This window comes from Salipiger sp. PrR002, assembly GCF_010500775.1.
Classification (GTDB): Bacteria; Pseudomonadota; Alphaproteobacteria; order Rhodobacterales; family Rhodobacteraceae; genus Salipiger.
The window spans coordinates 1-24,469 of the sequence record NZ_JAAGOU010000001.1; the positions used below are offsets into that span (position 1 = coordinate 1).

23 protein-coding genes are annotated in these 24,469 nt (G+C 66.5%); 14 read left to right on the forward strand and 9 right to left on the reverse strand.

What is annotated here, in order from left to right; translation table 11 throughout:
* From G0A00_RS26845 to G0A00_RS00030, 6 genes are all read right to left on the reverse strand, one after another.
* Positions 1–178: acetyl-coenzyme A synthetase N-terminal domain-containing protein (locus G0A00_RS26845; protein WP_164178889.1), on the reverse strand; the 178-nt coding region annotated here is incomplete at its 3' end.
* Between the two features lie 248 nt (positions 179–426).
* Complete coding sequence (locus G0A00_RS00010) at positions 427–1,182, reverse strand: ABC transporter ATP-binding protein (protein ID WP_066101423.1); 756 nt, start codon at positions 1,180–1,182, stop codon at positions 427–429.
* A gap of 12 nt (positions 1,183–1,194) precedes the next feature.
* Positions 1,195–1,950: an ABC transporter ATP-binding protein gene (locus G0A00_RS00015; RefSeq protein WP_164178890.1), complete on the reverse strand. Its 756-nt coding sequence runs from the start codon at positions 1,948–1,950 to the stop codon at positions 1,195–1,197.
* A gap of 10 nt (positions 1,951–1,960) precedes the next feature.
* Positions 1,961–3,169 carry a branched-chain amino acid ABC transporter permease gene (locus G0A00_RS00020; protein ID WP_164178891.1) on the reverse strand — a complete coding sequence of 403 codons (1,209 nt, stop codon included), beginning with the start codon at positions 3,167–3,169 and terminating at the stop codon, positions 1,961–1,963.
* Positions 3,170–3,173: 4 nt separating this feature from the next.
* Entirely contained in the window at positions 3,174–4,205 is a 1,032-nt protein-coding gene (locus G0A00_RS00025; RefSeq protein ID WP_164178892.1) for a branched-chain amino acid ABC transporter permease, read from the reverse strand.
* 104 nt (positions 4,206–4,309) lie between these two features.
* On the reverse strand, positions 4,310–5,656 hold the full coding sequence (locus tag G0A00_RS00030) for a substrate-binding protein (RefSeq protein ID WP_066101411.1): 1,347 nt from the start codon (positions 5,654–5,656) through the stop codon (positions 4,310–4,312).
* Between the two features lie 222 nt (positions 5,657–5,878).
* Here G0A00_RS00030 and G0A00_RS00035 point away from each other — a divergent pair, with 222 nt between their 5' ends.
* From G0A00_RS00035 to G0A00_RS00090, 12 genes are all read left to right on the forward strand, one after another.
* The gene (locus G0A00_RS00035; RefSeq protein ID WP_164178893.1) at positions 5,879–7,192 is read left to right on the forward strand and encodes a helix-turn-helix domain-containing protein; all 1,314 of its coding nucleotides are present in this window, start codon (positions 5,879–5,881) and stop codon (positions 7,190–7,192) included.
* Positions 7,193–7,303: 111 nt separating this feature from the next.
* Positions 7,304–7,687: a response regulator transcription factor gene (locus G0A00_RS00040; RefSeq protein ID WP_164178894.1), complete on the forward strand. Its 384-nt coding sequence runs from the start codon at positions 7,304–7,306 to the stop codon at positions 7,685–7,687.
* Entirely contained in the window at positions 7,684–7,959 is a 276-nt protein-coding gene (locus tag G0A00_RS00045) for a hypothetical protein (protein WP_066101402.1), read from the forward strand. Before G0A00_RS00040 ends, G0A00_RS00045 begins: the two co-directional genes overlap by 4 nt.
* Positions 7,960–7,962: 3 nt before the next feature.
* Positions 7,963–10,638, forward strand: coding sequence for an ATP-binding protein (locus tag G0A00_RS00050; RefSeq protein WP_164178895.1), 2,676 nt, complete (start codon positions 7,963–7,965; stop codon positions 10,636–10,638).
* A 180-nt stretch (positions 10,639–10,818) separates the two neighbouring features.
* On the forward strand, positions 10,819–11,976 hold the full coding sequence (locus G0A00_RS00055) for a FliM/FliN family flagellar motor C-terminal domain-containing protein (protein WP_164178896.1): 1,158 nt from the start codon (positions 10,819–10,821) through the stop codon (positions 11,974–11,976).
* Positions 11,977–12,125: 149 nt separating this feature from the next.
* On the forward strand, positions 12,126–14,387 hold the full coding sequence (locus G0A00_RS00060) for a molybdopterin-dependent oxidoreductase (protein WP_164178897.1): 2,262 nt from the start codon (positions 12,126–12,128) through the stop codon (positions 14,385–14,387).
* A 111-nt stretch (positions 14,388–14,498) separates the two neighbouring features.
* A complete protein-coding gene (gene ggt / locus G0A00_RS00065; protein ID WP_164178898.1) occupies positions 14,499–16,313 on the forward strand; it encodes a gamma-glutamyltransferase in 1,815 nt (604 codons plus the stop codon).
* 142 nt (positions 16,314–16,455) lie between these two features.
* Positions 16,456–16,806: a YqjD family protein gene (locus G0A00_RS00070; protein WP_164178899.1), complete on the forward strand. Its 351-nt coding sequence runs from the start codon at positions 16,456–16,458 to the stop codon at positions 16,804–16,806.
* An 81-nt stretch (positions 16,807–16,887) separates the two neighbouring features.
* Complete coding sequence (locus tag G0A00_RS00075; RefSeq protein WP_164178900.1) at positions 16,888–17,130, forward strand: hypothetical protein; 243 nt, start codon at positions 16,888–16,890, stop codon at positions 17,128–17,130.
* A gap of 257 nt (positions 17,131–17,387) precedes the next feature.
* Complete coding sequence (locus tag G0A00_RS00080; RefSeq protein ID WP_164178901.1) at positions 17,388–18,038, forward strand: protein-L-isoaspartate O-methyltransferase; 651 nt, start codon at positions 17,388–17,390, stop codon at positions 18,036–18,038.
* A 45-nt stretch (positions 18,039–18,083) separates the two neighbouring features.
* Positions 18,084–19,490 (forward strand): TolC family outer membrane protein, encoded by a 1,407-nt coding sequence (locus G0A00_RS00085; RefSeq protein ID WP_164178902.1) that lies wholly within the window; start codon positions 18,084–18,086, stop codon positions 19,488–19,490.
* 96 nt (positions 19,491–19,586) lie between these two features.
* A complete protein-coding gene (locus G0A00_RS00090; protein ID WP_164178903.1) occupies positions 19,587–21,005 on the forward strand; it encodes a hypothetical protein in 1,419 nt (472 codons plus the stop codon).
* 197 nt (positions 21,006–21,202) lie between these two features.
* On the opposite strand, the gene G0A00_RS00095 is transcribed toward G0A00_RS00090, so the two are convergent.
* Positions 21,203–21,532, reverse strand: coding sequence for a DUF6280 family protein (locus G0A00_RS00095; protein ID WP_066101377.1), 330 nt, complete (start codon positions 21,530–21,532; stop codon positions 21,203–21,205).
* 219 nt (positions 21,533–21,751) lie between these two features.
* On the opposite strand from G0A00_RS00095, the gene efp reads away from it, so the two are divergent.
* A complete protein-coding gene (gene efp, locus G0A00_RS00100; RefSeq protein ID WP_066101374.1) occupies positions 21,752–22,315 on the forward strand; it encodes an elongation factor P in 564 nt (187 codons plus the stop codon).
* A gap of 94 nt (positions 22,316–22,409) precedes the next feature.
* Entirely contained in the window at positions 22,410–22,895 is a 486-nt protein-coding gene (locus G0A00_RS00105; RefSeq protein ID WP_164178904.1) for a GNAT family N-acetyltransferase, read from the forward strand.
* Here G0A00_RS00105 and G0A00_RS00110 read toward each other — a convergent pair.
* Together G0A00_RS00110 and G0A00_RS00115 are read right to left on the reverse strand one after the other, a co-directional pair.
* Complete coding sequence (locus tag G0A00_RS00110) at positions 22,880–23,677, reverse strand: fructosamine kinase family protein (protein WP_164178905.1); 798 nt, start codon at positions 23,675–23,677, stop codon at positions 22,880–22,882. The genes G0A00_RS00105 and G0A00_RS00110 overlap by 16 nt on opposite strands.
* Positions 23,674–24,423 carry a folate-binding protein YgfZ gene (locus G0A00_RS00115; protein WP_164178906.1) on the reverse strand — a complete coding sequence of 250 codons (750 nt, stop codon included), beginning with the start codon at positions 24,421–24,423 and terminating at the stop codon, positions 23,674–23,676. Before G0A00_RS00115 ends, G0A00_RS00110 begins: the two co-directional genes overlap by 4 nt.
* Positions 24,424–24,469 lie beyond the last annotated feature (46 nt).

Below are 24,469 nucleotides of genomic sequence, written 5' to 3' on the forward strand. Positions count from 1 at the left end.
AGCAGGTGTCCTTGATCTTCGTCGGCCGCGCCATCCACTCCAGACGCTGGGCCGCCGCGGCCCAGAACCCCTCGGGGTCGGAGATCGATTGCGCGTACATCTCGTCGTATTGCTCGGCGCCGATCAGAGCGTTCTCGGCGAACTCCTCGGACGGGGCGTGAAGGACGGGGTCCGTCATGATGTCTCCTCCTGTTTTGCGGAGCAGGATGCGCCTTGCGGCGGCGAAAGCAAGGGCACTTTGCGTGAAAGCGGATCACGGAGGCGCGTGTGCAGGCGGAGATGCGGGAGCGATCGCAGGCCGTATGGCGAGGTGTCTGCGGCAACCGGAGCAGCCCGGATAAGGCGCCCTGATTGGAAATGCGCGCGGGCCGGTCCCCATCGACCCGCGCGCGGGGCCTTCCGCGGAAGGCCCGGGGCGGATGGCGTTCAGATCGCCAGATATTCCGCCCGCAGCTCTTCGTTCTCGAGCACTTCGGCGGCGGTGCCGTCAAAGACGATCGAGCCCGTGTCGAGGATGATCGCCCGGTCCGCCAGTTGCAGCGCGCGCACCGCGTTCTGTTCGACGAGGATCGTGGTCATCCCTTGTTCCTTGATGTGGCGCAGGGTCTTTTCGATCTCGTCGACGATCACCGGCGCCAGCCCCTCATAGGGCTCGTCGAGCAGCAGCACCTTGATGTCGCGGGCAAGCGCACGAGCAATGGCCAGCATCTGCTGCTCGCCGCCAGAGAGGGTCACGCCCTCCTGCTTGCGGCGCTCGCCGAGGCGCGGGAAGAGATCGTAAAGCCGTTCGATCGACCAGCCGATGGGCGGGGCGATCTGCGCCAGTTGCAGGTTCTCCTCGACCGTCAGCCCGGGAATGATCCGCCGGTCTTCGGGCACGAGGCCAAGCCCGGCGGTCGCCGCCTCGTAAGAGGACATCGTGTGCAGCGGCTTGTGATCGAGCCAGATCTCGCCGCGCTGGACCTGCGGCGAGTTGAGCCGGGCAATGGAGCGCAGCGTCGTCGTCTTGCCGGCGCCATTGCGGCCAAGCAGGGCGACGATCTCGCCCTCATGCACGTTGAAGCTGATGCCCTGCACGATGTAGCTTTCGCCGTAGTAGGAATGCATGTCCCACACCGACAGGAAGGCCGGGGCCGTTTCGGCCATATTGGCGTTCTTGGAAAAATCCGGTCTGACGTTCATCTGGTTCTCTCCTTACGCCGCTTCGCCGAGGTAGGCTTCGCGCACCTTGGGGTGGCCCTTGATGTTTTCGGGGGAATCCTCGACCAGCGGCGTGCCCTGAGCGAGCACGGTGATCCGGTCGGCGAGGCTGAAGACCACATGCATATCGTGCTCGATGATCGCCATGGTGATGTCGCGCTTTTCCTTGATCTCTTTCAGCAGGTCGATCGTGTTGTTGGTGTCGGCGCGCGCCATGCCCGCAGTGGGCTCGTCGAGCAGCAAGAGGCGCGGCTCCTGCACCAGACACATGGCCATTTCGAGCCGCCGCTTGTCGCCGCGCGACATGGAGGCCGAATGCATGTGCCGCTTGTCGAGCATCTTCACATCCTCGAGCATGGCCTCGGCGCGGCTGCGCAGCTCCGCCTCGCTCTCGACCGAGCGGAAGGCGTGCAGCCGGTAGGCCCCGTCGCGGCGGGCGAAGAGCGGGATCATCATGTTCTCCATCACCGTCAGATCGCCGAAGATCTCGGGCGTCTGAAACACGCGGGAGATGCCCATCTGGTTGATCTCGAAGGGCTTGCGGCCGAGCACCGACTGCCCGTCGAACATCACTGATCCGGTGTCGGGGATCAGCTTGCCGACGAGGCAGTTGAGCAGGGTCGATTTGCCCGCGCCGTTGGGGCCGATGATCGCGTGCACGGTGTTTTCGGTGACGCTGAGGTTCACCTCCGACAGCGCCTTGAGCCCGCCGAAGCGCTTGTTGACGTCTTTGACTTCAAGAATGCCCATCTGCGCCTCCTTACTCTGCGGGTTCTTGGCTGGCCTTGCTGGCCGCGCCATTGTCTTCGGGCTTGTCTCGCTTGAGCGCCCTCGCGATCCGCTGACCGCCTTCCACCAGTCCGCCGGGCAGGAAGATCACCACCAGCATGAACAGCAGGCCCAGCGTCAGGTGCCAGCCCTTGCCAACGAAGGGATGGACAAGCGTGACGATGAAATTCTCCAGCCCGTCGGGCAGGAAGGCGAACCAGCCGTGCAGCACGCTGTCGTTGATCTTCGAGAAGATGTTCTCGAAATACTTGATGAAACCCGCGCCCAGCACCGGGCCGATCAGGGTTCCCGCGCCGCCGAGGATGGTCATCAGCACCACCTCGCCGGAAGCGGTCCACTGCATCCGCTCGGGGCCGGCCAGCGGATCCATCGAGGCCATGAGCCCGCCCGCGAGCCCCGCATACATGCCCGAGATCACGAAGACGGCGAGCGTGTAGGGGCGGGCGTTGAGGCCAGTGTAGTAAAGTCGCTGCTGGTTCGACTTGATGGCGCGCAGCATCATGCCAAAGGGCGAGCGGAAGATGCGGATCGCCACATAGAAGGCGATGATCATGATGGCGGCGCAGAGGTAGTAGCCGACCGAGAAGTTGAAGCTCCACCCGGCGATGTCGAGCGTGGTGAAGTTGCGCATCTCCAGCCCGAAGAGGTTGGTCACCGGGATGCCGCCGTCGGCGGTGGCCGAACTGCCCAGAATGCGCGGATCATCGAGGGTGATCTGCAGGCCGGTCTCGCCATTGGTGATCGGGGTGAGCACCGAATAGGCAAGGTTGTAGCTCATCTGCGCGAAGGCCAGCGTCAGGATCGAGAAGTAGATGCCCGAGCGGCGCAGGCTGACGTAGCCGATCACCACCGCGAACAGCCCCGCCACGATCATCGACAGCAGGATCGCCGGGATGACGTTCATGCTCAGCAGTTTGAACATCCACACCGCGGCGTAAGAGCCCATGCCGAGGAAGGCGGCGTGACCAAAGCTGAGATAGCCGGTGAGGCCGAACAGCAGGTTAAAGCCGATGGCGAAGATGCCGAAGATCACGAAGCGCTGCATCAGGTCGGGATAGCCCGCGTTGAACTGCGCCAGCGAGCTGCCGGTGGGGAAGGGGTTGAGGATGAACGGCGCGCAGAGCGCCAGAATGATGACGACCACGAAGACGGTGGTATCTTTTTTGCCAAGTCCGAACATGGTCTTAGTCCTCCATCACGCCCTTGCGGCCCATAAGGCCCCGAGGACGGGTCAGCAGAATGATGATGGCGACGAGATAGATGATGATCTGGTCGATGCCGGGCAGGATCGACTTGATCTCGTTCATCGACGCAAAGCTCTCGAGCACGCCCAGAACGAAGCCCGCCAGCACCGCACCGGGCAGCGAGCCCATGCCGCCGACGACCACCACGACGAAGCTCAGCACCAGAAAATCCATTCCCATGTGGTAGTTGGGCGAATTGATCGGCGCGTACATCACCCCCGCAAGCCCCGCCACGGCGGCGGCAAGGCCGAACATGATGGTGAAGCGGCGGTCGATGTTGATGCCCAGCAGGCCCACGGTCTCGCGGTCGGCCATGCCCGCACGCACCACCATGCCGAAGGTGGTGAACTGCAGGAAGGCGAAGACGGCGCCGACGATCAGCGCGGCGAAGCCGAAGTAGACGAGGCGCCAGTAGGGGTAGATGATCACATTGGGATCAAAGCCCAGCAACACGCCGAAATCGAAAGACCCGCGGAACACGTCGGGGGCGGGCGTCGGGATCGGGTTGGCGCCATAGAAATACTTGATGATCTCCTGCAGCACGATGGCGAGGCCGAAGGTCACGAGGATCTGGTCGGCGTGGGGGCGGCGGTAGAAATGCTTGATCAGCCCGCGCTCCATGATCACACCGATGGCGATCATCACCGGGATCGAGAAGAGGATGGCGAGCGGCACAGACCAGTCGATGATCGCGGCGCCCGCAGCCTCTCCGAACCAGTCGTTCACATAGGGCACGTCGACCTTCAGCGGGTTGCCGAGGAAGTCCTTGCGGCTTTCGTCGACCACCTGATGCGACAGGGTCAGGATGCGGTTGAGGGTGACGGCGCAGAAGGCGCCGATCATGAAGAGCGCGCCATGGGCGAAGTTGACCACCCCGAGCGTGCCGAAGATGAGCGTGAGCCCCAGCGCGATCAGCGCATAGGCCGAGCCCTTGTCGAGCCCGTTCAGGATTTGAAGAATGATTGCGTCCATGTCCCGGCCTTCAGGTCAAAGGAAGTGCGGGCGCTCCCGGCGCGGGGCCGGGAACGCTTGGATGGGGGCCGCGCAACGCGACGCGGCCCGCTGTCTGGTTGAGCTCAGGCGCCCGGGTTGCAGGACCCGAGGCTGCCGCCAGCGAACATCGGGTGATCGGGGGCATATTCCACCTGCGCACGCGGGGTGACCTCGACCACTTCCAGCAGGTCGAACTCCGACTCCGGGTTCTCCTTGCCGCGCACCACCAGAACGTCCTTGAAGCACTGGTGATCGTCGGCGCGGTAGAGCGTCGGGCCATTGCCCAGACCGTCGAACTCGAAGCCCTCGAGCGCCGCCGCAACCTCGCACGGGTTGAACGAGCCCGCGCGCTGCACGGCATCGGCATAGAGCAGCGTCTGCACATAGCAGGTGTGCGCGGCCTGGCTCGGCGGGAAGCCGTATTTGGTGCCAAAGCTCTGCACGAAGGCTTTCGAGCCCTCGTCCTGCAGCGACCAGTGCCAGTTGGTCGAGCCGAAGATACCCTTCACGTTCTCGCCCGCACCGCGCGCCATCAGGCGCGAGTAGAGCGGCACGACGATCTCGAAGTTCTTGTCGTTGACCAGCTTGTCGCGCAGACCGAACTGCACGGCGTTGGTCAGCGAGTTGACCATGTTTCCGCCGTAGTGGTTCAGGATCAGCACGTCGGCGCCCGAGTTCAGCACCGGCGCGATGTAGGACGAGAAGTCGGTCTGGGCGAGCGGGGTCTTGACCGTGTTGACGGTCTCCCAGCCAAGCGCCTCGGTGGCCGCCTTGATCGACTCTTCCTGCGTCCAGCCCCATGTGTAGTCGGCGGTCAGGTGGTAGGCCTTGCGGTCGGTGCCATACTGCTTGGCCAGCACCGGCGCCAGCGCCGCGCCCGACATATAGGCGTTGAAGAAGTGGCGGAAACCGTTGGCCTTCTTGTCCTTGCCGGTGGTGTCATTGGAGTGGGTGAGGCCCGCCATGAAGATCACGCCTGCCTCTTGGCACAGGCCCTGCACGGCCACGGCGACGCCCGAGGACGACCCGCCCGAGATCATCACCGCGCCGTCCTTTTCGATCATCGATTTGGCGCTGGCGCGGGCGGCATCGGATTTGGTCTGCGTGTCGCCGGTGACAAATTCGACCTTCTTGCCAAGAATGCCGGTGCCATCCAGCGTCTTCGAGCTGAAGGTGTTCAGCATGCCGCCGTCACCGCCGCCGTTCAGATGCTCGACCGCCAGCTCGAAAGCGCGCAGCTCGTCGGCGCCTTCATCGGCATAGGGGCCGGTCTGCGGCACGTTGAAGCCGAGGGTGACCGAACCGCCGGTGGGCTCATTGGTGAAGGCGGACGCGGACGAACTGGTAAAGATCGTCGGCAGGGCCACACCGGCTCCCGCCACGGCACCAGTTCTCAGCACGCCACGGCGTGTCAGAGTCGACTTGGACATGAATTTCCTCCCATTTGGATATTTGCGCCGTCGGGCTCCTCTTCCCTAGGGCGCAAAACACATTCCCGTGCAAAATCAGTATCGGGCCACGAAAGAAAATCACGCAACAACTGCTTTTGAGTTAACGATTTTTTTGTCAACAAATGCACAAAGCATTAGGGTATAGTGTAAAGAAATTTATTTGGCGCCGCAGAAAGGCCTTGAAAGGGTTCAGGAACCACTATGCCCCGCGATACGCTGACCGGCAGTCGAATCCGCGAAAGACGCACGATTCTGGGCTTGAAACAGGCCGATCTTGCACGCCAGGCGGGCATTTCCGCATCTTATCTCAACCTGATCGAACACAATCGCCGCAGAATCGGCGGAAAATTGCTGCTCGATCTGGCGGAAATACTCAAGGTCGAACCGTCGATCCTGACCGAGGGCGCAGAGGCCGCGCTGATTGCCGCACTGCGCGAGGCGGCGGGCACCCTGCGCGGCAACGCGGCGGAATTGGACCGGGTCGATGAATTCGCAGGAAGATTTCCCGGCTGGGCGCGGCTGCTGGCCGAGGCGCATGCCCGTGTCGAAACGCTGGAGCGCAGCGTCGAGACCCTCAGCGACCGGCTCGCCCATGACCCGCAGCTAGCCGGGGCGCTGCACGAGATGCTGTCGACCGTTACCGCGATCCGCTCGGCGGCTACGATCCTCAACGAGCCCGAGGCGATCGACCCGGACTGGCAGCGCCGCTTTCACCGCAACATCCACGAAGACAGCGCCCGGCTGGCAGAGAGCAGCCGCAGCCTCGTCAGCTATCTCGAGGCCGAGGGCAAGGCGGCGCGCGAAAGCGGCACGCCACAGGAAGAGGTGACCGCCGTTTTCGAGGCGGCGGGCTATCACTTTCCGTCGCTCGAAAAGGGGCTCGATCCCGAAACGCTGGCGGAGGAGCTTGGGGCGGACCTCTCGGGCAACGCGCGGATCCTGCTGCGGCAGGCGCTGTCCACCTATGCCGAGGACGCGCTCGCGCTGCCGCTAAAGCCCTTGCTTGCTGCCGTCTCGCAGGATGGGGCGGACCCGCTGGCGCTGCTGCAACGGTTCGGCTGCGATCCGGCGCGGGCCATGCGGCGGCTTGCCGCGCTGCCCGCAGAGGCGGCCTGCGGCCCGGTGGGTCTGGCGATCTGCGACGCCTCGGGCGCGCTCACCTTCCGCAAGCCGCTGCCGGATTTCCCGATCCCGCGCTTTGGTGCCGACTGCCCGCTCTGGCCGCTGTTCCCGGCGCTCAGCCGCCCCATGGCGGTGCTCTCGCGCCGGGTGCGGCTTGCCGGGCGGCAGGGCGGCGCGGTGCGGGCCTGGGCGGTGGCGCAGCCCGCGGGTCTGCCGCAGGCCAACCGCGACCCGATCTTCGAGGCGCATATGATGATCACCCCGGCCGGGCCCGAACGCGGCGGCGAAGAGACCGAACTGGTGGGCGCCACCTGCCGCATCTGTCCGCGGGCCCACTGTCCGGCGCGGCGCGAGCCGTCGCTTCTGGGTGACGCAGCGGAGCAGGCGCTTTAGGCGGCGTCTCTTTTTGACAGGGGGTGAAACATTGGCGATAACAAAAGCTCATGGGGGAGAAAACCATGGCGCCGGGCAGGGGAGTGGCTGGGGCCATGGAGAGAGGGGTGCATGTCCAAACACGTGCTGCTGATCGAGGATGAGCCGAATATCATCGAAGCGATCAGCTTCATCCTGTCGCGCGAAGGGCTCGACGTAGAGACCCATTCCGACGGCACCACGGCCAATGACCGGCTGCGCGATGTGAGTCCCGATCTGCTGATCCTTGATGTCATGCTGCCCGGAAAGAGCGGCTACGACATCCTGCGCGATCTGCGCGCCGATCCGGCCACCGCCGAATTGCCGGTGCTGATGCTGACGGCGCGCGGCCAGACCCGCGACCGCGAGATGGCCGAACGCGAAGGGGTCAGCGCCTTCATGTCAAAGCCATTCGCCAACAGCGAAATGCTCGAGACCGTGCGTGCCCTGCTGAGCGGCGCGCCGAAAGAGGCATGAGCGAAGAGGCGCCCCGCCGCGGCACGCCGCCGGTCTTTCTCGAGCGGCAGTCCTATCGCCGCCGCCGGGTGATGGACGGGGCGCGTGTGCTCCCCTTCCTCGGGGCGCTTTTGTGGCTGGTGCCGCTGCTCTGGCAGGAAGACCCGACCGAGGGCGTGCGCAGTTCGGCGGTGATCGTCTATCTCTTTGGTGTCTGGCTGGCGCTGGTGCTGTTTGCCGCGGGCATCGCCTGGGCGCTGGGGCGTCCGGGGCCGGGAGACGGGGGAGACTAGGCGATGCTCAACACGCTGGTCGCCGTCTGTCTCGGCTATGCGCTGTTCCTCTTTGTCATCGCCTTTGCCGCCGAGCGCATCGCCCTGCGCGGGCAGGCCCGCTGGCTGCGCTCGCCGCTGGTCTATACCTTGTCGCTGTCGATCTACTGCACCGCTTGGACCTTCTACGGCGCGGTCGGCTCGGCGGTGCGCACCGGGTTCGAATATCTCGCCATCTACCTCGGGCCGTCGCTGGTGCTGGTCGGCTGGTGGTGGATCCTGCGCAAGCTGGTGCGCATTGGCCGCTCGCAGCGCATCACCTCGGTGGCCGACCTCATCTCGTCGCGCTACGGCAAGTCCAACTCGCTCGCCGTGGGCGTAACCATCCTCGCGGTCATCGGCACCACGCCCTATATCGCGCTGCAATTGCAGTCGGTGACGCTCAGCTTCGAGGTCTTCTCGGCGGGCGATCCGGCGTCCGGCGATGGGCAGGGGCACACCGCGCTCTGGCTCGCCGCCGGGCTGGCGCTTTTCACGGTGATCTTCGGCACCCGCAACCTCGACGCCAACGAGCGCCACAACGGTGTGGTCATGGCCATTGCCGTCGAGGCGGTGGTGAAGCTCTTCGCGCTGCTGGCGGTCGGGGTCTTCGTGGTCTGGGGACTGGGCGGCGGGCTGACAGAGACATTGGCGCGGATCGACGCCTCGGAACTTGGCCAATGGCGCATCGACGGCGGCCGCTGGGCCGGGGTGATCATGCTCTCGGCGGCGGCCTTCCTCTGCCTGCCGCGTATCTTTCAGGTGCTGGTGGTGGAGAACGACAATGAGACCCACCTGCGCACCGCAAGCTGGGCCTTTCCGCTCTATCTGGGGTTGATCAGCCTTTTCGTGGTGCCGATCGCGGTGATCGGTCTCGATCTGCTGCCCGAGGGGTCGAACCCCGATCTCTTCGTGCTGACTTTGCCGCTGTCGCAGGGGCAGGGCGGGCTGGCGGTGCTGTCGTTCCTCGGCGGCTTCAGCTCGGCCACCTCGATGGTCATCGTCGCCGCCATCGCGCTGTCGACCATGGTGTCGAACCATGTGGTGATGCCGCTCTGGCTGCGCTTTGCGCAAACCGGCGCGACGGTATCGGGCGACGTGCGGCATGTGGTGCTGCTGGCGCGGCGGCTGTCGATCATCGGCGTGGTGATGCTGGGCTATCTCTACTACCGCCTGTCGGGCGGCGGCGAGGCGCTGGCCACCATCGGTTTCGTCTCCTTCGTGGGGCTCGCGCAGGTGCTGCCGTCGATGCTGGGCGGCATTTTCTGGCGCGGCGGATCCCGGCTCGGGGCGGTCACCGGCCTGCTGCTCGGCTTCTGCTGCTGGGGTTATTCGCTGTTCCTGCCGTCTTTCGGGCCGGGGGTCTTCCTGCCCGAAGCGTGGCTGCTCGAGGGGCCGTTCGGCATCGGCTGGCTGCGTCCGCAGGGCATGTTTGGCCTGTCGGGCATGGACCCGCTGCTGCATGCCTTTTTCTGGTCGATGACGCTGAACACCGGCGGTTTCGTCCTCGCCTCGCTGCTCAGCTTCCCGCAGCCCATCGAACGCCTGCAGGGGGCGCAATTCGTCAATGTCTTCGAGCATTCGACCTCCCCCCGCAGCTGGACCGGCAACGTCGCGCAGAGCGAGGATCTGATGATCATGGCGCAGCGCATCTTGGGCGCGCGCGACGCGCAGCGGCTGTTCGAGCGCGAGGCCGAGCGGCAGGGCGCCCGCGGCCCGCTGCCCGATGTGACGCCGCGGTTTCTGGAAACGCTGGAGCGCGAACTGGCCGGGTCGGTGGGCGCGGCAACGGCGCACGCCATGGTCGGGCAGATCGTCGGCGGCATGTCGGTCTCGGTCGAGGACCTGATGGCCGTGGCCGATGAGACCGCGCAGATGATGGAATATTCGGCCCGGCTCGAGGCGCAGTCTCAGGAACTGGCGCGCACCGCCGCGCAGTTGCGCGAGGCCAACGCCAAGCTCACCCGGTTGTCGGTGCAAAAGGATGCCTTCCTGAGCCAGATCAGCCATGAGTTGCGCACCCCGATGACCTCGATCCGCGCCTTTTCAGAGATCCTGCGCGACACCGGCGGCATGAAGCCCGAGGAAAAGACCAAATACGCCTCGATCATCCACGACGAGGCGATCCGCCTCACGCGTCTGCTCGACGATTTGCTGGATCTTTCGGTGCTGGAGAACGGGCAGGTCAGCCTCAACCTGCGCAGCGGCCTGCTGTCGGACTTGCTCGACCGGGCGGTGGCGGCTGCTGCGGCGGATGAGGCGGGGGCGCGGCTGGAGATACGCCGCGACCCTGCGGCGGAGCAGATCATGCTGCACACCGATCTCGACCGGCTCAGCCAGGTGTTCATCAATCTGGTCGCCAACGCCCGCAAGTATTGCGACGCGGCAAAGCCGGTGCTTGAGATCTCGGTCCGGCCTGGCGCGCGGCTGGCCATTGATTTCACCGACAACGGCTCGGGCGTGTCGGCAGAGGCGCAGGATTTCATTTTCGAAAAGTTCAGCCGGGTCAGCGATCAGAAGGCGGGCGGCGCGGGGCTGGGGCTGGCGATCTGCCGGCAGATCGTCACGCGGCTTGGCGGCGAGATCAGCTATGTGCCGGGGCGGGGTGGTGCCTCTTTCCGGGTCAGCCTGCCCGCCGATCTGGCGATCGCGGCGCAATAGTGGCTGCGGCTGAAGCCGGGCTAAAGCCGATGGTAACCAATTTGGCCCATAAGCGGTGCCGGGAGTGCGCCGCAGATCGGGCCGAAAGGGAAGATGCCAGACGCCGACAGACCTCAGGATGCTGCTAGATCGCCGATCGGGTCCGGGCCGCAGGGTTCCGGGCCTGAGGGTGCCGGGCCTATGGGGGCCGGAAACGTGCTCAGCCGCAAGGCGGATGCCGCGCGCCGCGCGTTCGAGGCGCGCGCCATGTCGCCCGCCAAGGCGCTGCGGCGGGCGCTCTCGCGCACCGCCGATGTGCTGTGGGATCTCGCGCTGGTCACACGGGCGGTCGATCTCGATCACTTCGATCAGGATGGCGTCGTGGCGCAACTGCGTCCCGATGCGCTGCTGGTGCTGCTCGACGGCCCGGATGGCGTGGTCGGTCTGGTGTCGCTGGAGCGTGATCTGGTGGTCGGCCTGACCGAGGTGCAGACCATGCTGCAGGTCACGCAGATGCCCGCCGATCCGCGCCCCTATACCGCCACCGACGCCGCGATGAGCGCGCCATTGCTTGAGGGGATGCTCGAACGATTTCCAAGGTTTCTGGAAGATCACCCTTTGCGCGCGCAACTCGAAGGGTTCCGCTTTGGGGCGATGCTCGAAGATGCCCGCGCCGCGGGGATGTTGCTGGACGCGCCGGGCTACCTTGGTTTCCGGGCCGAGATCGACCTTGCGCTTGGCCGCCGCAAGGGGGGGCTGCGCCTCTTCCTGCCCGAAAGGCCGGGCGCGCAGCGCGCGGGGGGCGAGGCCGATAGCGGCGGCAACGCCCGCAAGATGGAGCTGCTGCCGGCGCAACTGCGGGCGGTGCTCGGCGCATTGCGGATGCCGCTGGGAAAGGCGCAGGCGCTGAAGCCCGGGGATATCCTGCCGCTTCCGCCCGATGTGCTTGACCGGGTGACGCTCTACGCCGGGGCGTCGCCGGTCACGGCAAAGCCGGTGGCGGGCGGGCGACTGGGCCAGATGAACGGCATGCGGGCGATCCGCCTCAGTTGGCCGAAAGGACAGGGCGCGGCAGCGAGCGCGGCACAGGCCGCACAGGCCGCACCGGCCCCGGTGGCCTCCGCACCGGCGGCATCGCCGATGGTGGATGCCGCGCCTGCCCCCTCCGAGGCGGCGGAGTTCGGGCTCGACGAGATCGCCTCGGGGCTGCCCGATCTTCCGGCGCTCGGCGGGACGGATGACTTCGCGGCGGATTTCGCGGGCGGCTTTGACGCCGCCGCCGCCATGCCCGAGGACGGAGAGGAGGTCAGCGATTTCGATTTCGACTTCTCCGCCGCCCCGATGTCCGACGATCCGTGACCGCCCGGCCTCTCGGCAGCGAGAAGGGAGCGACTTGCCCACAGGGAAGCCGAACCGAGCGCCCGCGCGCCGCCCGACCTCCCTTGTCATTTGCCGCGCCATATCGTGTTACTCTGCCTCCAAGACACTTCGCTTCGGAGCCCGCCGCCATGACCGCCAACGACATCCCCCGCGCCGCGCGCCAGACCCGCGTCACCACCAGCCATTGGGGCGCTTTCGAGGTGACGACCGAAGGCGACCGCATCACCGGCACCGCGCCCTTTGCGGGCGACCCCGAGCCCAGCGACATCCCGCAAGCCGTCCCGGCCGCCGTTCATCACAGCAGCCGCATCACCCGTCCCTCGATCCGCCGCGGCTGGCTCGAGCGCCGCGACCGCAGCAGCCGCGGCCACGATGAGTTTGTCGAGCTGCCGTGGGATGAGGCGCTGGATATCGCCGCCGCCGAGATCGACCGCATCCGCAAGACTCACGGCAATGAAGCGATCTTCGGCGGCTCTTACGGCTGGTCCTCCGCCGGGCGCTTTCACCACGCGCAAAGTCAGGTGCACCGCTTCCTGAACAGCATCGGCGGCTATGTCGCCTCCTTCGGCAGCTACTCGACCGGCTGCGCGCAGGCGATCATGCCGCATGTCTTCGGCGTGCCCTTCCTGCGTTATCTCTACAATTCGCAGGACAGCTGGCAGACCATCGCCGAGAACACCGAAACGCTGGTGATGTTCGGCGGCATCAACCGCAAGAACGCGCAGGTGAGCATGGGCGGCATCACCCGCCACGACACGCAAAGCTGGTTCGAGCGGTTCCACGACAAAGGCATGCGCTGCGTCAACATCGGCCCGCAGCGCCGCGACGCGCCCGAGGGCTGCGAGTGGCTGCCGGTGCGGCCCGGCTCTGACACCGCGCTGATGCTGGCGCTGGCCTTCGTGCTGGAACAAGAGGGGCTGACGGATCACGCGTTCCTCGCGCGCTACTCGGTCGGTTTCGAGCGGTTCCGCCCCTATCTGATGGGCGAGAGCGACGGGCTGCCGAAGACCCCGGAATGGGCCAGCCCGATCTGCGGCACCGATCCCGAGACGATCCGCGCGCTGGCCCGCCGCATGGCCTCGACCCGCACGCTGATCACTGTCGCCTGGTCGCTGCAGCGCGCCGAGCAAGGCGAGCAGCCCTATTGGATGTCGGCGGTGCTGGCGGCGATGCTCGGGCAGATCGGCCTGCCGGGCGGCGGTGTCGGCTATGGCTATGGCGCCATCGGCGGCATCGGCAAATCGATGAAGTCGCTGCGCGGCGTGACGTTCGATCAGGGGCAGAACCCGGTCGGCACCTTCATCCCCGTGGCGCGGATCGCCGACATGCTGGAAAACCCCGGCGTGCCCTATGATTTCAACGGGCAGCGCGCGCCGTATCCCGACATTCGCCTCGTCTACTGGGCTGGCGGCAACCCGTTCCACCACCATCAGGATCTCAACCACCTGCATGAGGCGTGGAAATGCCCCGAGACGGTGATCGTCAACGAGCCGTGGTGGACCGCCACCGCCAAGCGCGCCGACATCGTCTTTCCGGCCACCACCAGCTATGAGCGCGAGGACATCGGCCGCACCGATCTCGACGAGTATCTCTTCAACATGCCTGCGCTGATCCCGCCGGTCGGCGAGGCGCGCGACGATTACGATATTTTCGCCGGGCTGGCCGAGCGGATGGGCGCGGGCGCGCGCTTCACCGAAGGGCGCAGCAGCGAGGAGTGGCTGCGGCATCTCTACGAGGGCTACCGCGCCAGCGGCGCCGAGGCAGGCATCGAGGTGCCCGAATTCGACGAGCTGCGCGCGCGCAACTGGGTCAAGCTGCCAATCGTGCAGGAGCCGCCGCTGCCGTCCTTCCTTGCCCGCTTCCGTGCCGATCCCGAAGGGCACGCGCTGAACACGCCATCGGGCAAGATCGAGGTCTTTTCCGAGACGGTGGATAGCTTCGGTTACGCGGATTGTCCGGGGCATCCGGTCTGGCTGCCGCCCACCGAATGGCTCGGCACGGCCAGCGCGCAGACGCCGCTGCATCTCGTCTCGCCGCAGCCGGGTGACAAGCTGCACAGCCAGCTTGAGGCAGCGCTGGCCGATCAGCCAGACGCGCGGCCCGAGCGGGTGCTGATCCACCCCGAGGATGCGCGCCCGCGCGGCATCGCATCGGGCGATCTGGTGATGCTGCGCAATGCCCGCGGCGCGGTGCGGGCGCGGGCGGTGGTCAGCGATGACATCCGGCTTGGCGTCGTCGCACTGCCGACCGGCGCGTGGTACGGCGATGCGTCCGAAAACATCGACCCGCATGGCAACCCCAACGTGCTGACCCGCGACAAGGGGACCTCGTCGCTGGGGCAGGGCTGCTCGGCGCATACCGCGCTGGTCGAGGTCGCGCCGCTGGGCTGAGCCTGCTGCGGAGAACCTCCGCGCGGTTGCGAAACGCGCCGCGCGCGATACCATCCTTCATCGAGCGCTGATGCAAAATGACGTGTCAGGCGCCCAGCTTGGAGGATCCCGATGCGCGCCACCCTATATCCCGCCGGTCTCGCTGCCGCCCTGCTTCTGACCCTTGCGCCCCCCTTCGCCGGGCCCCTCGCGGCGCAGCAGGCGGCGGATGCCGTTGCGCCCGAAGCGGCCACCACCGGCGCGGCGTTCGAGACGCTCTCTCCGGCGGCGCAGGCGGCGCTCGATGCCAAGGCGCAGGGCGTGCCCACCGAGGCCGACGACTGGATGATCGCCGCGGCGAACCCGCTCGCGGTAGAGGCCGGGGCGCGGGTGCTGCGCGAAGGCGGTAGCGCCGCGGATGCCATGGTGGCGGTGCAGGCGGTGCTGGGTCTGGTCGAGCCGCAAAGCTCGGGCCTTGGCGGCGGGGCTTTCCTTGTCTGGTATGACGCCAAGACCCAGAGCCTGACCACGCTCGACGGGCGCGAGACCGCGCCACTGGATGCGCGCCCGACCCATTTTCAGGATGAGGCTGGCGCGCCGCTAGGGTTCTTCGACGCGGTGGTCGGCGGGCTCTCGGTCGGCACCCCCGGCACGCCGCGCCTGATGGAAGAGGCACACCGGCGCTGGGGCGCGGCGAATTGGGCGGGCCTCTTCGACGAGGCGATCGCGCTGGCCGAAGACGGCTTTGCCGTCTCACCGCGTCTGGCCGAACTGGTCGCGGGCGACGATGAGCGCCTGCGCCGCTTTCCCGAGACCGAGGCGTATTTCTTCCCCGGCGGCACGGCGCTGCAGGCGGGGCAGAGGATCACCAACCAGCCCTATGCGGACACGCTGAAGGCCATCGCCGCAGAGGGCAGCCGCGCCTTCTACACCGGCGAGATCGCCGAGGATATCGTGCGGACCGTGCGCGAGGCCGAGGGCAACCCCGGCAAGCTCAGCAGCGCCGATCTGGCGCTGTATGACGTGATCGAACGTGCGCCTGTCTGTGTGCCCTACCGCGCCCATGAGGTCTGCGGCATGGGGCCGCCATCCTCGGGCGCGCTGACCGTCGGGCAGATCCTCGGGATGCTCGAGCCCTATGATCTGGCCGCCCTTGGGCCGGACAGCGCCGAGGCGTGGCGGTTGATCGGCGATGCCTCGCGGCTCGCCTTTGCCGACCGGGGCCGCTACATGGCGGACAGCGATTTTGTCCCCATGCCGACCGAGGGGCTGGCGGATCCGGTCTATCTGCAGCACCGCGCCGAGCTTTTGTCGGGCGAGACCGCGCTGACCGAGGTCGCCCCCGGCGAGCCGCAGTGGGACCACGCGCAACTTTGGGCCGATGACCGCTCCATCGAGTTTCCCTCGACCAGCCACATCTCGATCGTCGACGGGCAGGGCAACGCGCTGTCGATGACCACCACCATCGAGAACGGCTTTGGCTCGCGGCTCTTCGTGCGGGGCTTTCTGCTCAACAACGAACTGACCGATTTCAGCTTTGCCACCCATGACGAGGGGCGGCCCATCGCCAACCGGCTGGAGCCGGGCAAGCGTCCGCGCTCGTCGATGGCGCCGACCATCGTGATGCAAGAGGGTGCGCCGGTGATGGTGGTGGGCTCGCCGGGCGGCAGCCGGATCATCGGCTATGTGGCGCAGGCGGTGATCAACCAGATCGACTGGGGCATGGACCCGCAGGCCGCCGTCGCCGCGCCGCATGTGCTCAACCGCTTCGGCACGATGGACATCGAAGCGGGCACCGAGGCCGAGGCGCTGGCGGGCCCTCTGGGCGAGATCGGATTTGAGACGGATCTGCGCGGCCTCAACTCGGGGCTTCATGTCATCGCAGTGGGCGAAACGCTTCGTGGGGGCGCCGATCCGCGCCGCGAGGGGATCGCATTGGGGGAGTAAAGACACGGGCGAGACGCGGAATTGATGTCGCGCAAGGCCGAAGCGCCTGCCGCGTGGTAAGGAAACTTGCGCGCGGAGCGGAACTTCGCGCAGACTTCCAGTGTTGCTTTACCAAAGGCAATCGCAGACGGAGGACGTCCCCATGGCCCAGACTGCAACCAAGACGAACGGCACCACCAAAACCCCCGAGCCCATGCCCAGCGACAGCGAAGCACTGAGCGAACAGATCAAGACGCTGCGCAGCGATGTGTCGGCGCTGGCGGAACTGGTCGGCGACATCGGCAAGCGCCGCGGTGCTGAATACAAGGCAGCCGGTGAGGCCAAGGCGCAGGAAATGCGCGGCAAGGGCGAGGACGCCCTGCGCGAGGCGGGCATGCGCGTATCGCAGCTTGAAAACGACGCCCGCGGCCAGATTCAGGCCAACCCGTTCCAAGCCATCGGACTTGCTGCCGCCGTCGGCTTCCTGATCGGTTACATCGGCAGCCGGAGGTAATCGCGTTTGTTCGCCCTGTTCGAGGCAAGACTGAGAGCCGGCCTGACACGGGTCGGCCGCAACATCGCCGGGGCGGTCTGTTTGGCCGTCGCGGCACTTTTCTTTTCCATCGCTGGCTGGCTGACGCTGGTCGAGATGTACGGCACGATCCATGCCGCGCTGGCGTTTGGCGGCATTTATCTGGTGCTGGCCCTGCTGCTTTTCTACGTGCCGGTGCGCCCGCGCGTGCCGGTAACGCCGGTGCCCGCCTCGGCCCCCGTCGGCTCGATGATCGAGGCGTTTCTCGCTGGTCGCGCCGCAGGGCAGGCGATGCGCAAAGAATAGGCGCGCAGCCTTTGCACGGTGACGGATGGGCCTTTCGGGCCCGTCCGGTCAATGTGCGTTCGGGCACACGCAGGCGTGATCGCGGTGCCTAACGTTTTTTCTCGATATATTTCAAAGCTCCGGATTTTTCCGGTTTTCGAAGCACCCGCGCCACAGTCGGGTGCCACTGCATGCATTTGTCGGCAGCCGGTCATTGCCCCGCAGAGGCAACTGTGGCAAAAACTTAGTCAGGATATCTGAACGGAAGAGTTTAGCGGATGACCGATTTCGTCACCCTTCGCCGTATGATGGTTGATACACAGGTCCGTCCGTCGGACGTTACCAAGTTTCCCATTATCGACGCGATGCTGCGTGTCCCGCGTGAGCTTTTCGTGCCCGACGAAGTGAAGGATGCGGCCTATGTGGGGCGCAACATCGAGCTTGGCGGCGGGCGCGTGGTGCTTGATCCCCGGACCTTTGCCAAGATGCTGGATGCGCTGAACGTCGATGGCGACGATCTGGTGCTCGATATCGGCTCGGCGCAGGGCTACAGCGCGGCGGTCATCGCTCGCATCGCCGAGGCCGTGGTGGCCGTCGAAGACGATGAAGAGCTTGCCGGAGAAGCGCTGCCGCTGCTGATGGAACATGCGGACAACGTGATCCAGCACACCGGCTCGCTCGCAGAAGGCGCGCCGCAGCACGGCCCCTACGATGCGATCGTCATCGAAGGCGGGATCGAGCAACTGCCCGAGACGATTGCCGGGCAACTCAAGGACGGCGGGCGTATTGCCTGTATTTTCATGGATGGGGCGCTGGGGACGGTCAAAGTCGGCTGGAAGATCGACGGAGCCATCACTTGGCGGTTTTCTTTTAACGCCACCGCACCGGTGCTGACCGGGTTCGAAAAAGAGGTGGCCTTCGCACTCTGACCCGCAGGGCAGGGGTGCAGGACAAAGGATTGAGAGGGCAGGAAGATGGCGCGAAAAACGCTCAAGACATGGATGACCGGTGTCTGCCTCGCGGCAGGGCTTGCAATGCCCGCCTCGGCGGAATCTCTGGCAGAGGCGCTTGCCGGCGCATACAACACCAGCGGTCTGCTCGAGCAGAACCGCGCCGTGCTCCGCGCGGCCGACGAAGATGTGGCGCAGGCCATCGCGGCGCTGCGTCCGGTGGTGGCATGGACCGGTGACATCAGCCGCAGCTACGGCACCACCAAAAGCCTTGCCACCGGCTTCGAGCGCACCGGCTCGGCCACCGACACCGCCTCGATCGGCCTCAGCGCGACGCTGACGCTGTTTGACGGCGGCAGCAACCGCCTGTCGGTCGATGCCGCGAAAGAGGCCGTGCTGGCGACCCGTTCGGGCCTCGTTTCGGTCGAGCAGGACGTGCTTTTGCGGGGCGTGCAGGCCTTCATGGAAGTGCGCCGCGCCATCGAAACCCTGACCCTGCGCCAGAACAACGTGCGGGTGATCGGCGAGGAACTCCGCGCCGCCAACGACCGCTTCGAAGTGGGGGAAGTGACCCGCACCGATGTGGCTTCTGCCGAAGCGCGCAGCGCCGCGGCACGCTCGCTGCTTGCCGCCGCCGAAGGCGCGCTGGCGCAGGCCCGCGAGGAATACCGCGCGTCGGTCGGTCGTCTTCCGGGCAACCTCGTGTCGCCCGGCTCGCTGCCGCGCATTCCGGCCACCGCCGATGAGGCCAAGGCCATCGCGCTGCGCAACCACCCCGACATCATTCAGGTGCAGCATCAGGTGACTGCCTCCGAGATCGGCATCGCCATCGCTCAGGCGCAGATGAGCCCCACGGTCGCGCTGCGCGGCACCTATGGCTATGACGAAAGCTTCGACAGCGAGGCCAGCACCCGCGGCGGCACCGTCGGCCTGAACTTCAGCGGCCCGATCTACAGCGGCGGCGCGCTCAGCTCGGCCAAGCGCCAGTCGATGGCGACCCGTGACCAGAACCGTGCGGCGCTGCTTCAGCTGACCAAATCGGTGCCCCAGACCGTGGCCAACGCCTACGCCAATCTGCGTGTCGCACAGGCCGCGCGGGATGCCTCGGACGAGCAGGTCCGCGCCGCCACCGTCGCCTTCCGCGGCACCCGCGAAGAGGCCACCCTCGGCGCCCGGACCACGCTCGACGTGCTCGACGCCGAACAGGAACTGCTGGACGCGCGCAACACGCAGATCTCTGCTGTGGTCGACGAAACCATCGCCGCCTATACGGTGCTTTACGCGATGGGCCAGCTGACCACCGAGGACCTCGCGCTGAACGTGCCGCGTTACGACCCGGCCGAGTACTACAACCTCGTCAAGACCGCTCCGGTCCAGTCCCGTCAGGGCGCAGACCTGAACCGCATCCTGAAGGCGATGGGCAAGCAGTAAGCTTGCCCGCCACACAGGCGCGTTGATCGTGGCTCCACCGTTGTCGGAGCTGCGATCAGCGTCTACACTTCAGGGACAGGCAAGAGTGGTAAACATATGTCCGATCCCGTGACCAATGTGGAAATCGAGGACGTTCTTTCCTCCATCCGGAGGCTGGTTTCCGAGGATTCCCGTGCGCCCCAACCGCAGGCCGACACCCGGCCCGCGGTGCCCGAGCGGCTGGTGCTGACGCCCGCGCTGCGGGTTCCCGACGCGGCTGCCGAACCCAAACAGCCCCCCGCGACCCCCCTGCATCCCGCCTTCAGCGAGGAGCCGGGACCGGACGAGATGCGCCTCACCCGTCGGCTGAGACCTTCCGAAGAAGAGATGTCGACCCCGGCGTGGCGTCGCGCTTCTTTCGAAACCGTGCGGACCGAAGAGCGCCAAGAGGCCGAGGAGGCGCGCCTCGAAGACGCGCCCGAGACCGCTGAGCTGCGTGCTGAGCTGCCCTCCAGCCTTCCCGCGCCCGAAGCCCTTTCTGAACCGCCGCTGGCCGCCGAGCCCGCGCCCGAGGAGATGGCAGAGCCCGAAGAGGCCCCCTTCATCGAGGTCGCGGAAGAGGACGAGCCCGAAGATCAGGGCGCGTCGATTGCCGATTTCTTTGCGGCAAAGCTGCGCGAAACGCCGCGCGCCACCCCGCCCGAGCCGGTCGCCGAGATCACCCCGAAAGAAGGCAGTCTGGCGCGCAAGATCGCCGAGCTTGAAGAGATGATCGCGCGCAGCACCACCGAGTTTGAGCCGGAAACCGGCGAGGCGGCCCCCGAGGCGATCTTCCGCCACCAGCCCGTGACCTCGCCTGAGCCCGCGCCCGCCGCAGAGGCGCCGCAAGCGCCGAACGCTCCGCAAGCCGAGCTTGATGAGGACGACGCCGAGCTGGCGAGCCGTCCCATGCCCGAGCCCGAGCTTGTGGACCGCCCATTCGAGACCGATGTGACCGGCGAGCCGGACATCGACGACGAGGAAGATGCGCCCTTTGCCTTCCGCCGGTCGTCGTCCGAGCGTGCCCCTCAGCCTGAGATCGCAGAGCCCGACGCCGAAAGCGCCGCTGAGCCGGAGCTTGCAAGCGACGTGCCGGAGGTGCCGAAGCCCTCGGCGCGCCGCCCGGTGAAGATTTTGCGCAACCCGGTTTGGCAACGCAGCCAGAGCAACCTGCGCCGCGAGGCCGAAGAGCTTGCCGCCGCGCCGAGCGCGGAAGCGCCAGCACCCGAACCGGAAGAGGCTGCCGCGCCTGCGCAAGTGGAAGCAGAGGTGGCGTCCGCGCCCGAGCCCGTTCAGGAGCCCGTGACAGAGCCCCAGAAGGCTGACGAAGGGGGCGATCTGCTCGCGGCTCTGGATCAGGAGACCCTGCGCAAACTGGTCGCCGAAGTGGTGCGCGAAGAACTGCAGGGCGCGATTGGCGAGCGGGTCTCGCGCAATCTGCGCAAGCTGGTGCGGAACGAGATCCAGCGCATCGCCATGAGTGCCGATGTCGACTGATCTCACCACAAACCCACATCAAGAAGCCCCGCCAGCCCAGCTGCGCGGGGTTTTTTCATCTTTGGGTTGTGCGGATTTTGGCCTGCGTGCAGCGCCCAAACCGGCGGCCTTTTGCCAATGCGGCGCTTAGAAACGACGAAGGCGCGCCCTGGCAGGGGCGCGCCTTCGACTGTTCGGGGGAAACCCCCGGACCGGGATCAGGCGGCTTCGGCCTGTTCCGCGGCTGCGGCTGCGTGACGACGCTCGCTCTCTTCGCGCGACAGCGCAACAGAGGTACGAACACCTTTCGACACGAATTCCATCAGGCCCGAGACAACCCGCTCGTTGGGGTCGATACCGGCGCAGCTGAGAACTTCACGACCATCGCGCGAGCGTGCCCAGCGGGCGATCTGCTCGGGGCCGTTGCCATATTTCTTGTCATCGGCGATTGCATCGTCGAGCGCAGCCAAAACCACAGCGGCGAAAAGTTTCCGCGCGCGGTTGCCTTGTTCGGCATGGTAGGCTGTGCTGTCCACGAAATCCTTCATCTTTCGACCTTTATGATTATTGCTCTTGTCTTTTCTGGCGTACGCGGCGTTATGGACCATTCCATTCGATTCGGATACATCACAAACGCATAGCGTCGTTGCATCTCGCGCATATCTCGGCTTGTTGGGAACACGAGATACGTTGTCTTGCACGGGGCGAACCGGCCATATATAGGAGGCCGCAAAACCCCTTCAACCTTACTGTAAAGTTTTCTGACCATGCCCAAGATCAACGGTAACGAGATCCGCCCCGGGAACGTGCTCGAGCATGAAGGTGGCCTGTGGGCCGCGGTGAAGGTCGATCACGTGAAGCCCGGCAAGGGCGGCGCCTTCGCTCAGGTCGAGATGAAGAACCTGCGCAACGGCTCCAAGCTGAACGAGCGTTTCCGCTCGGCGGACAAGGTCGAGCGCGTGCGCCTCGAGCAGAAGGACATGCAGTTCCTCTATGAGGACGCCGGTCAGCTGATCTTCATGGACACCGAGACCTACGAGCAGGTGCAACTCGACGCCGAGATTCTCGGCGAGCGTCGCCCGTTCCTGCAGGACGGCATGACCATCGTGGTCGAATTCCACGAAGAAGAGGCGCTGAACGCGACGCTGCCGCAGAAGGTGGTGTGCAAGGTCGTCGAGACCGAGCCGGTCGTCAAAGGTCAGACCGCTGCCAACAGCTTCAAACCCGCCGTGCTCGACAACGGCGTGCGCGTCTCGGTGCCGCCCTTCGTCGGGCAGGACGAGGACATCGTCGTGAACACCGAAACCATGGAGTATTCGGAACGCGCATAACCCGCGCGCCGACCACTTCCGTCCCCGTGCGATCCGGGGGCGAGCTATAGATGATCCAAAGGGCCTCCGGCGCAAAAGCCAGGAGGCCCTTTTCATGTTCCATCCCCCGATCACCGCCTGCACCGAGGCAGACATTCCCGCGCTTGCGGGTCTAATGCGCGGCGTGCAGGCGACCCGCTTGCCCTGCGGCGCTAGAGGTATCCCCGAGGTGGTCTTCGCCTCTGCGCTGTCCGAAGGCGCGCGACTGCTGGCCTATCGCGCCGAGGCGGTGCCGCGCGGGGTTCTGATGTGGCGCTGGCGCAAGGAATGCTCCACTGAAGGCCCCAAGGAGGGCTCCGGGGAGTGCTCTGCGGCGCTGCGCGCGCAGCTTGATCACATCTGGGTCGAGCCTTCATGGCGGCGGCGCGGGGTCGCTCGGCGGCTGATCGCGGCCTTTGAGGCAGAGATCGCCGCGCAGGGCGCCTGCGGCTGGCTGGCACAAGGGGAGGGGATGAGCGCCGCGTCAGGGGCGCTGATGCGCCGCGCTGGCGCTTGTACGTGTTCTGAGCGGCTGGAGAAGCGCTTTCAGCAGCCCGCCTGATCCAGCAGCCCGCGCACCATCCCGGCATAGCCGCCCCCAAACAGCCGCAGATGCACCAACGCCGGAAACAGCTGATAGATCGGACGGCGGGCGTTGCGGCCGGGCTCGGTCTCGCCATAGCCCTGCCAGAAGGCGGCGGGCGGCGTGCCGAAAAGCTCCAGCAGAGCAAGATCGACCTCGGCGTGCCCATAATGGCAAGCCGGGTCGATCAGCGCCGCATCGCCCTCCATAAAGAGCGCGTTGCCGGTCCAGAGATCGCCGTGCAGCAGCGCCTTGGGCGGGCTCTTGGGCAGCAGATCGGGCAGGCGCGTTGCAAGGTCCTCGACCCGGGCGGCGAGCGCAGCGGGCAGATGCGGCACGAAGGGCAGCAGCCGCGCCTCGGCCCAGAAACTGGGCCAGTCCGGGCGCGGCGCGTTGTCGAGGGGCAGGGCGCCAAAGCCGTAGGGCTCCGGCCATCCGTAGGCCTCGCCCGACGCGCCATGCAGCTTGCGCAATTCGCGCCCCAGCGCCTGCCATCCGGCTGGGCTGGCACCGGTCTCGGGCAGCGCCTCCATCGCGAGAAGATCGCCAGACTGCGCCAGCACCCGCGGCGCCCGCGCACCGGCGGCGGTGATCGCGCGCAGCATCCGGGCCTCGGCGGCGACCAGCGCGCCGCGTTTCAGCACGATCTGGCGGCCATCGGAGAGGGCGGCCAGCGCCACCTCCGACAGATCGCCGCCATGCAGGGCACGGCTGCCGGTGATCGAAGCGCCAAGCGCCGCCTCAACCGCCTCGCGGCTCAAGAGGCGCGGTGCAGGGTTGCCTCGCCGGCGGTCATCTCGCCATCCGCACGATCAAACCGCAGATATGCGATGCCGAGCCCGCCCGACTGGGTATAGAGCGTGCCTGCGGGCTTGCCGCTGGACTCGATCGCGGTGCCGACGGGCGCGCCGCCCGACACTTCGACGGTCGCCAGCCCTTTGCGCAGCTCGGTCTTGTGCTTCATCCGGGCCGTGACTTCCTGCCCGACATAGCAGCCCTTCTTGAAGTCGACGCCGTTGAGACGTTCGAACCCGGCCTCGAGGATGAAGGTGTCCGGGGTCAGTTCGACACCGCTTTCCGGCACGCAGGCGGCGACGCGCAGCGCGTCCCAGTCGGCCTCGGTCGAGGGCTGCCCGTCATAGCCGCGCCAGCCCAGCGAGGCGTCGCGCGGATCGGCGAAGGCCCCCTCAGGCGCGGTGCCGGTGCCGCGGCTGACGGTGATGCCGGTGGGCTCCAGATCGACCTTGGCGCGCAGCTTGTAGAGCGTCAGCGCCTTGGTCAGATCGGCGGCCAAGGGTTCGGCCACGTCGATGAGGATCGAGCCATCCGCGCGCGGCACAAGGAAGAAATCCGCCCGGTACTTGCCCTGCGGCGTCAGCAGCGCGGTATAGACCAGCCCGCCGCTGAGTTTGCCAAGGTCATTGGTGACGAGGTTTTGCAGAAAGTCGCGCGCCTCGGGGCCGCTGACGCGCAGGACGCTGCGCTCTGTTCCATTGGTGGTGGTCATGGGAACTCCGTCGTGACTGCCTCGCCACCGCAGGCTGCGGCCACGA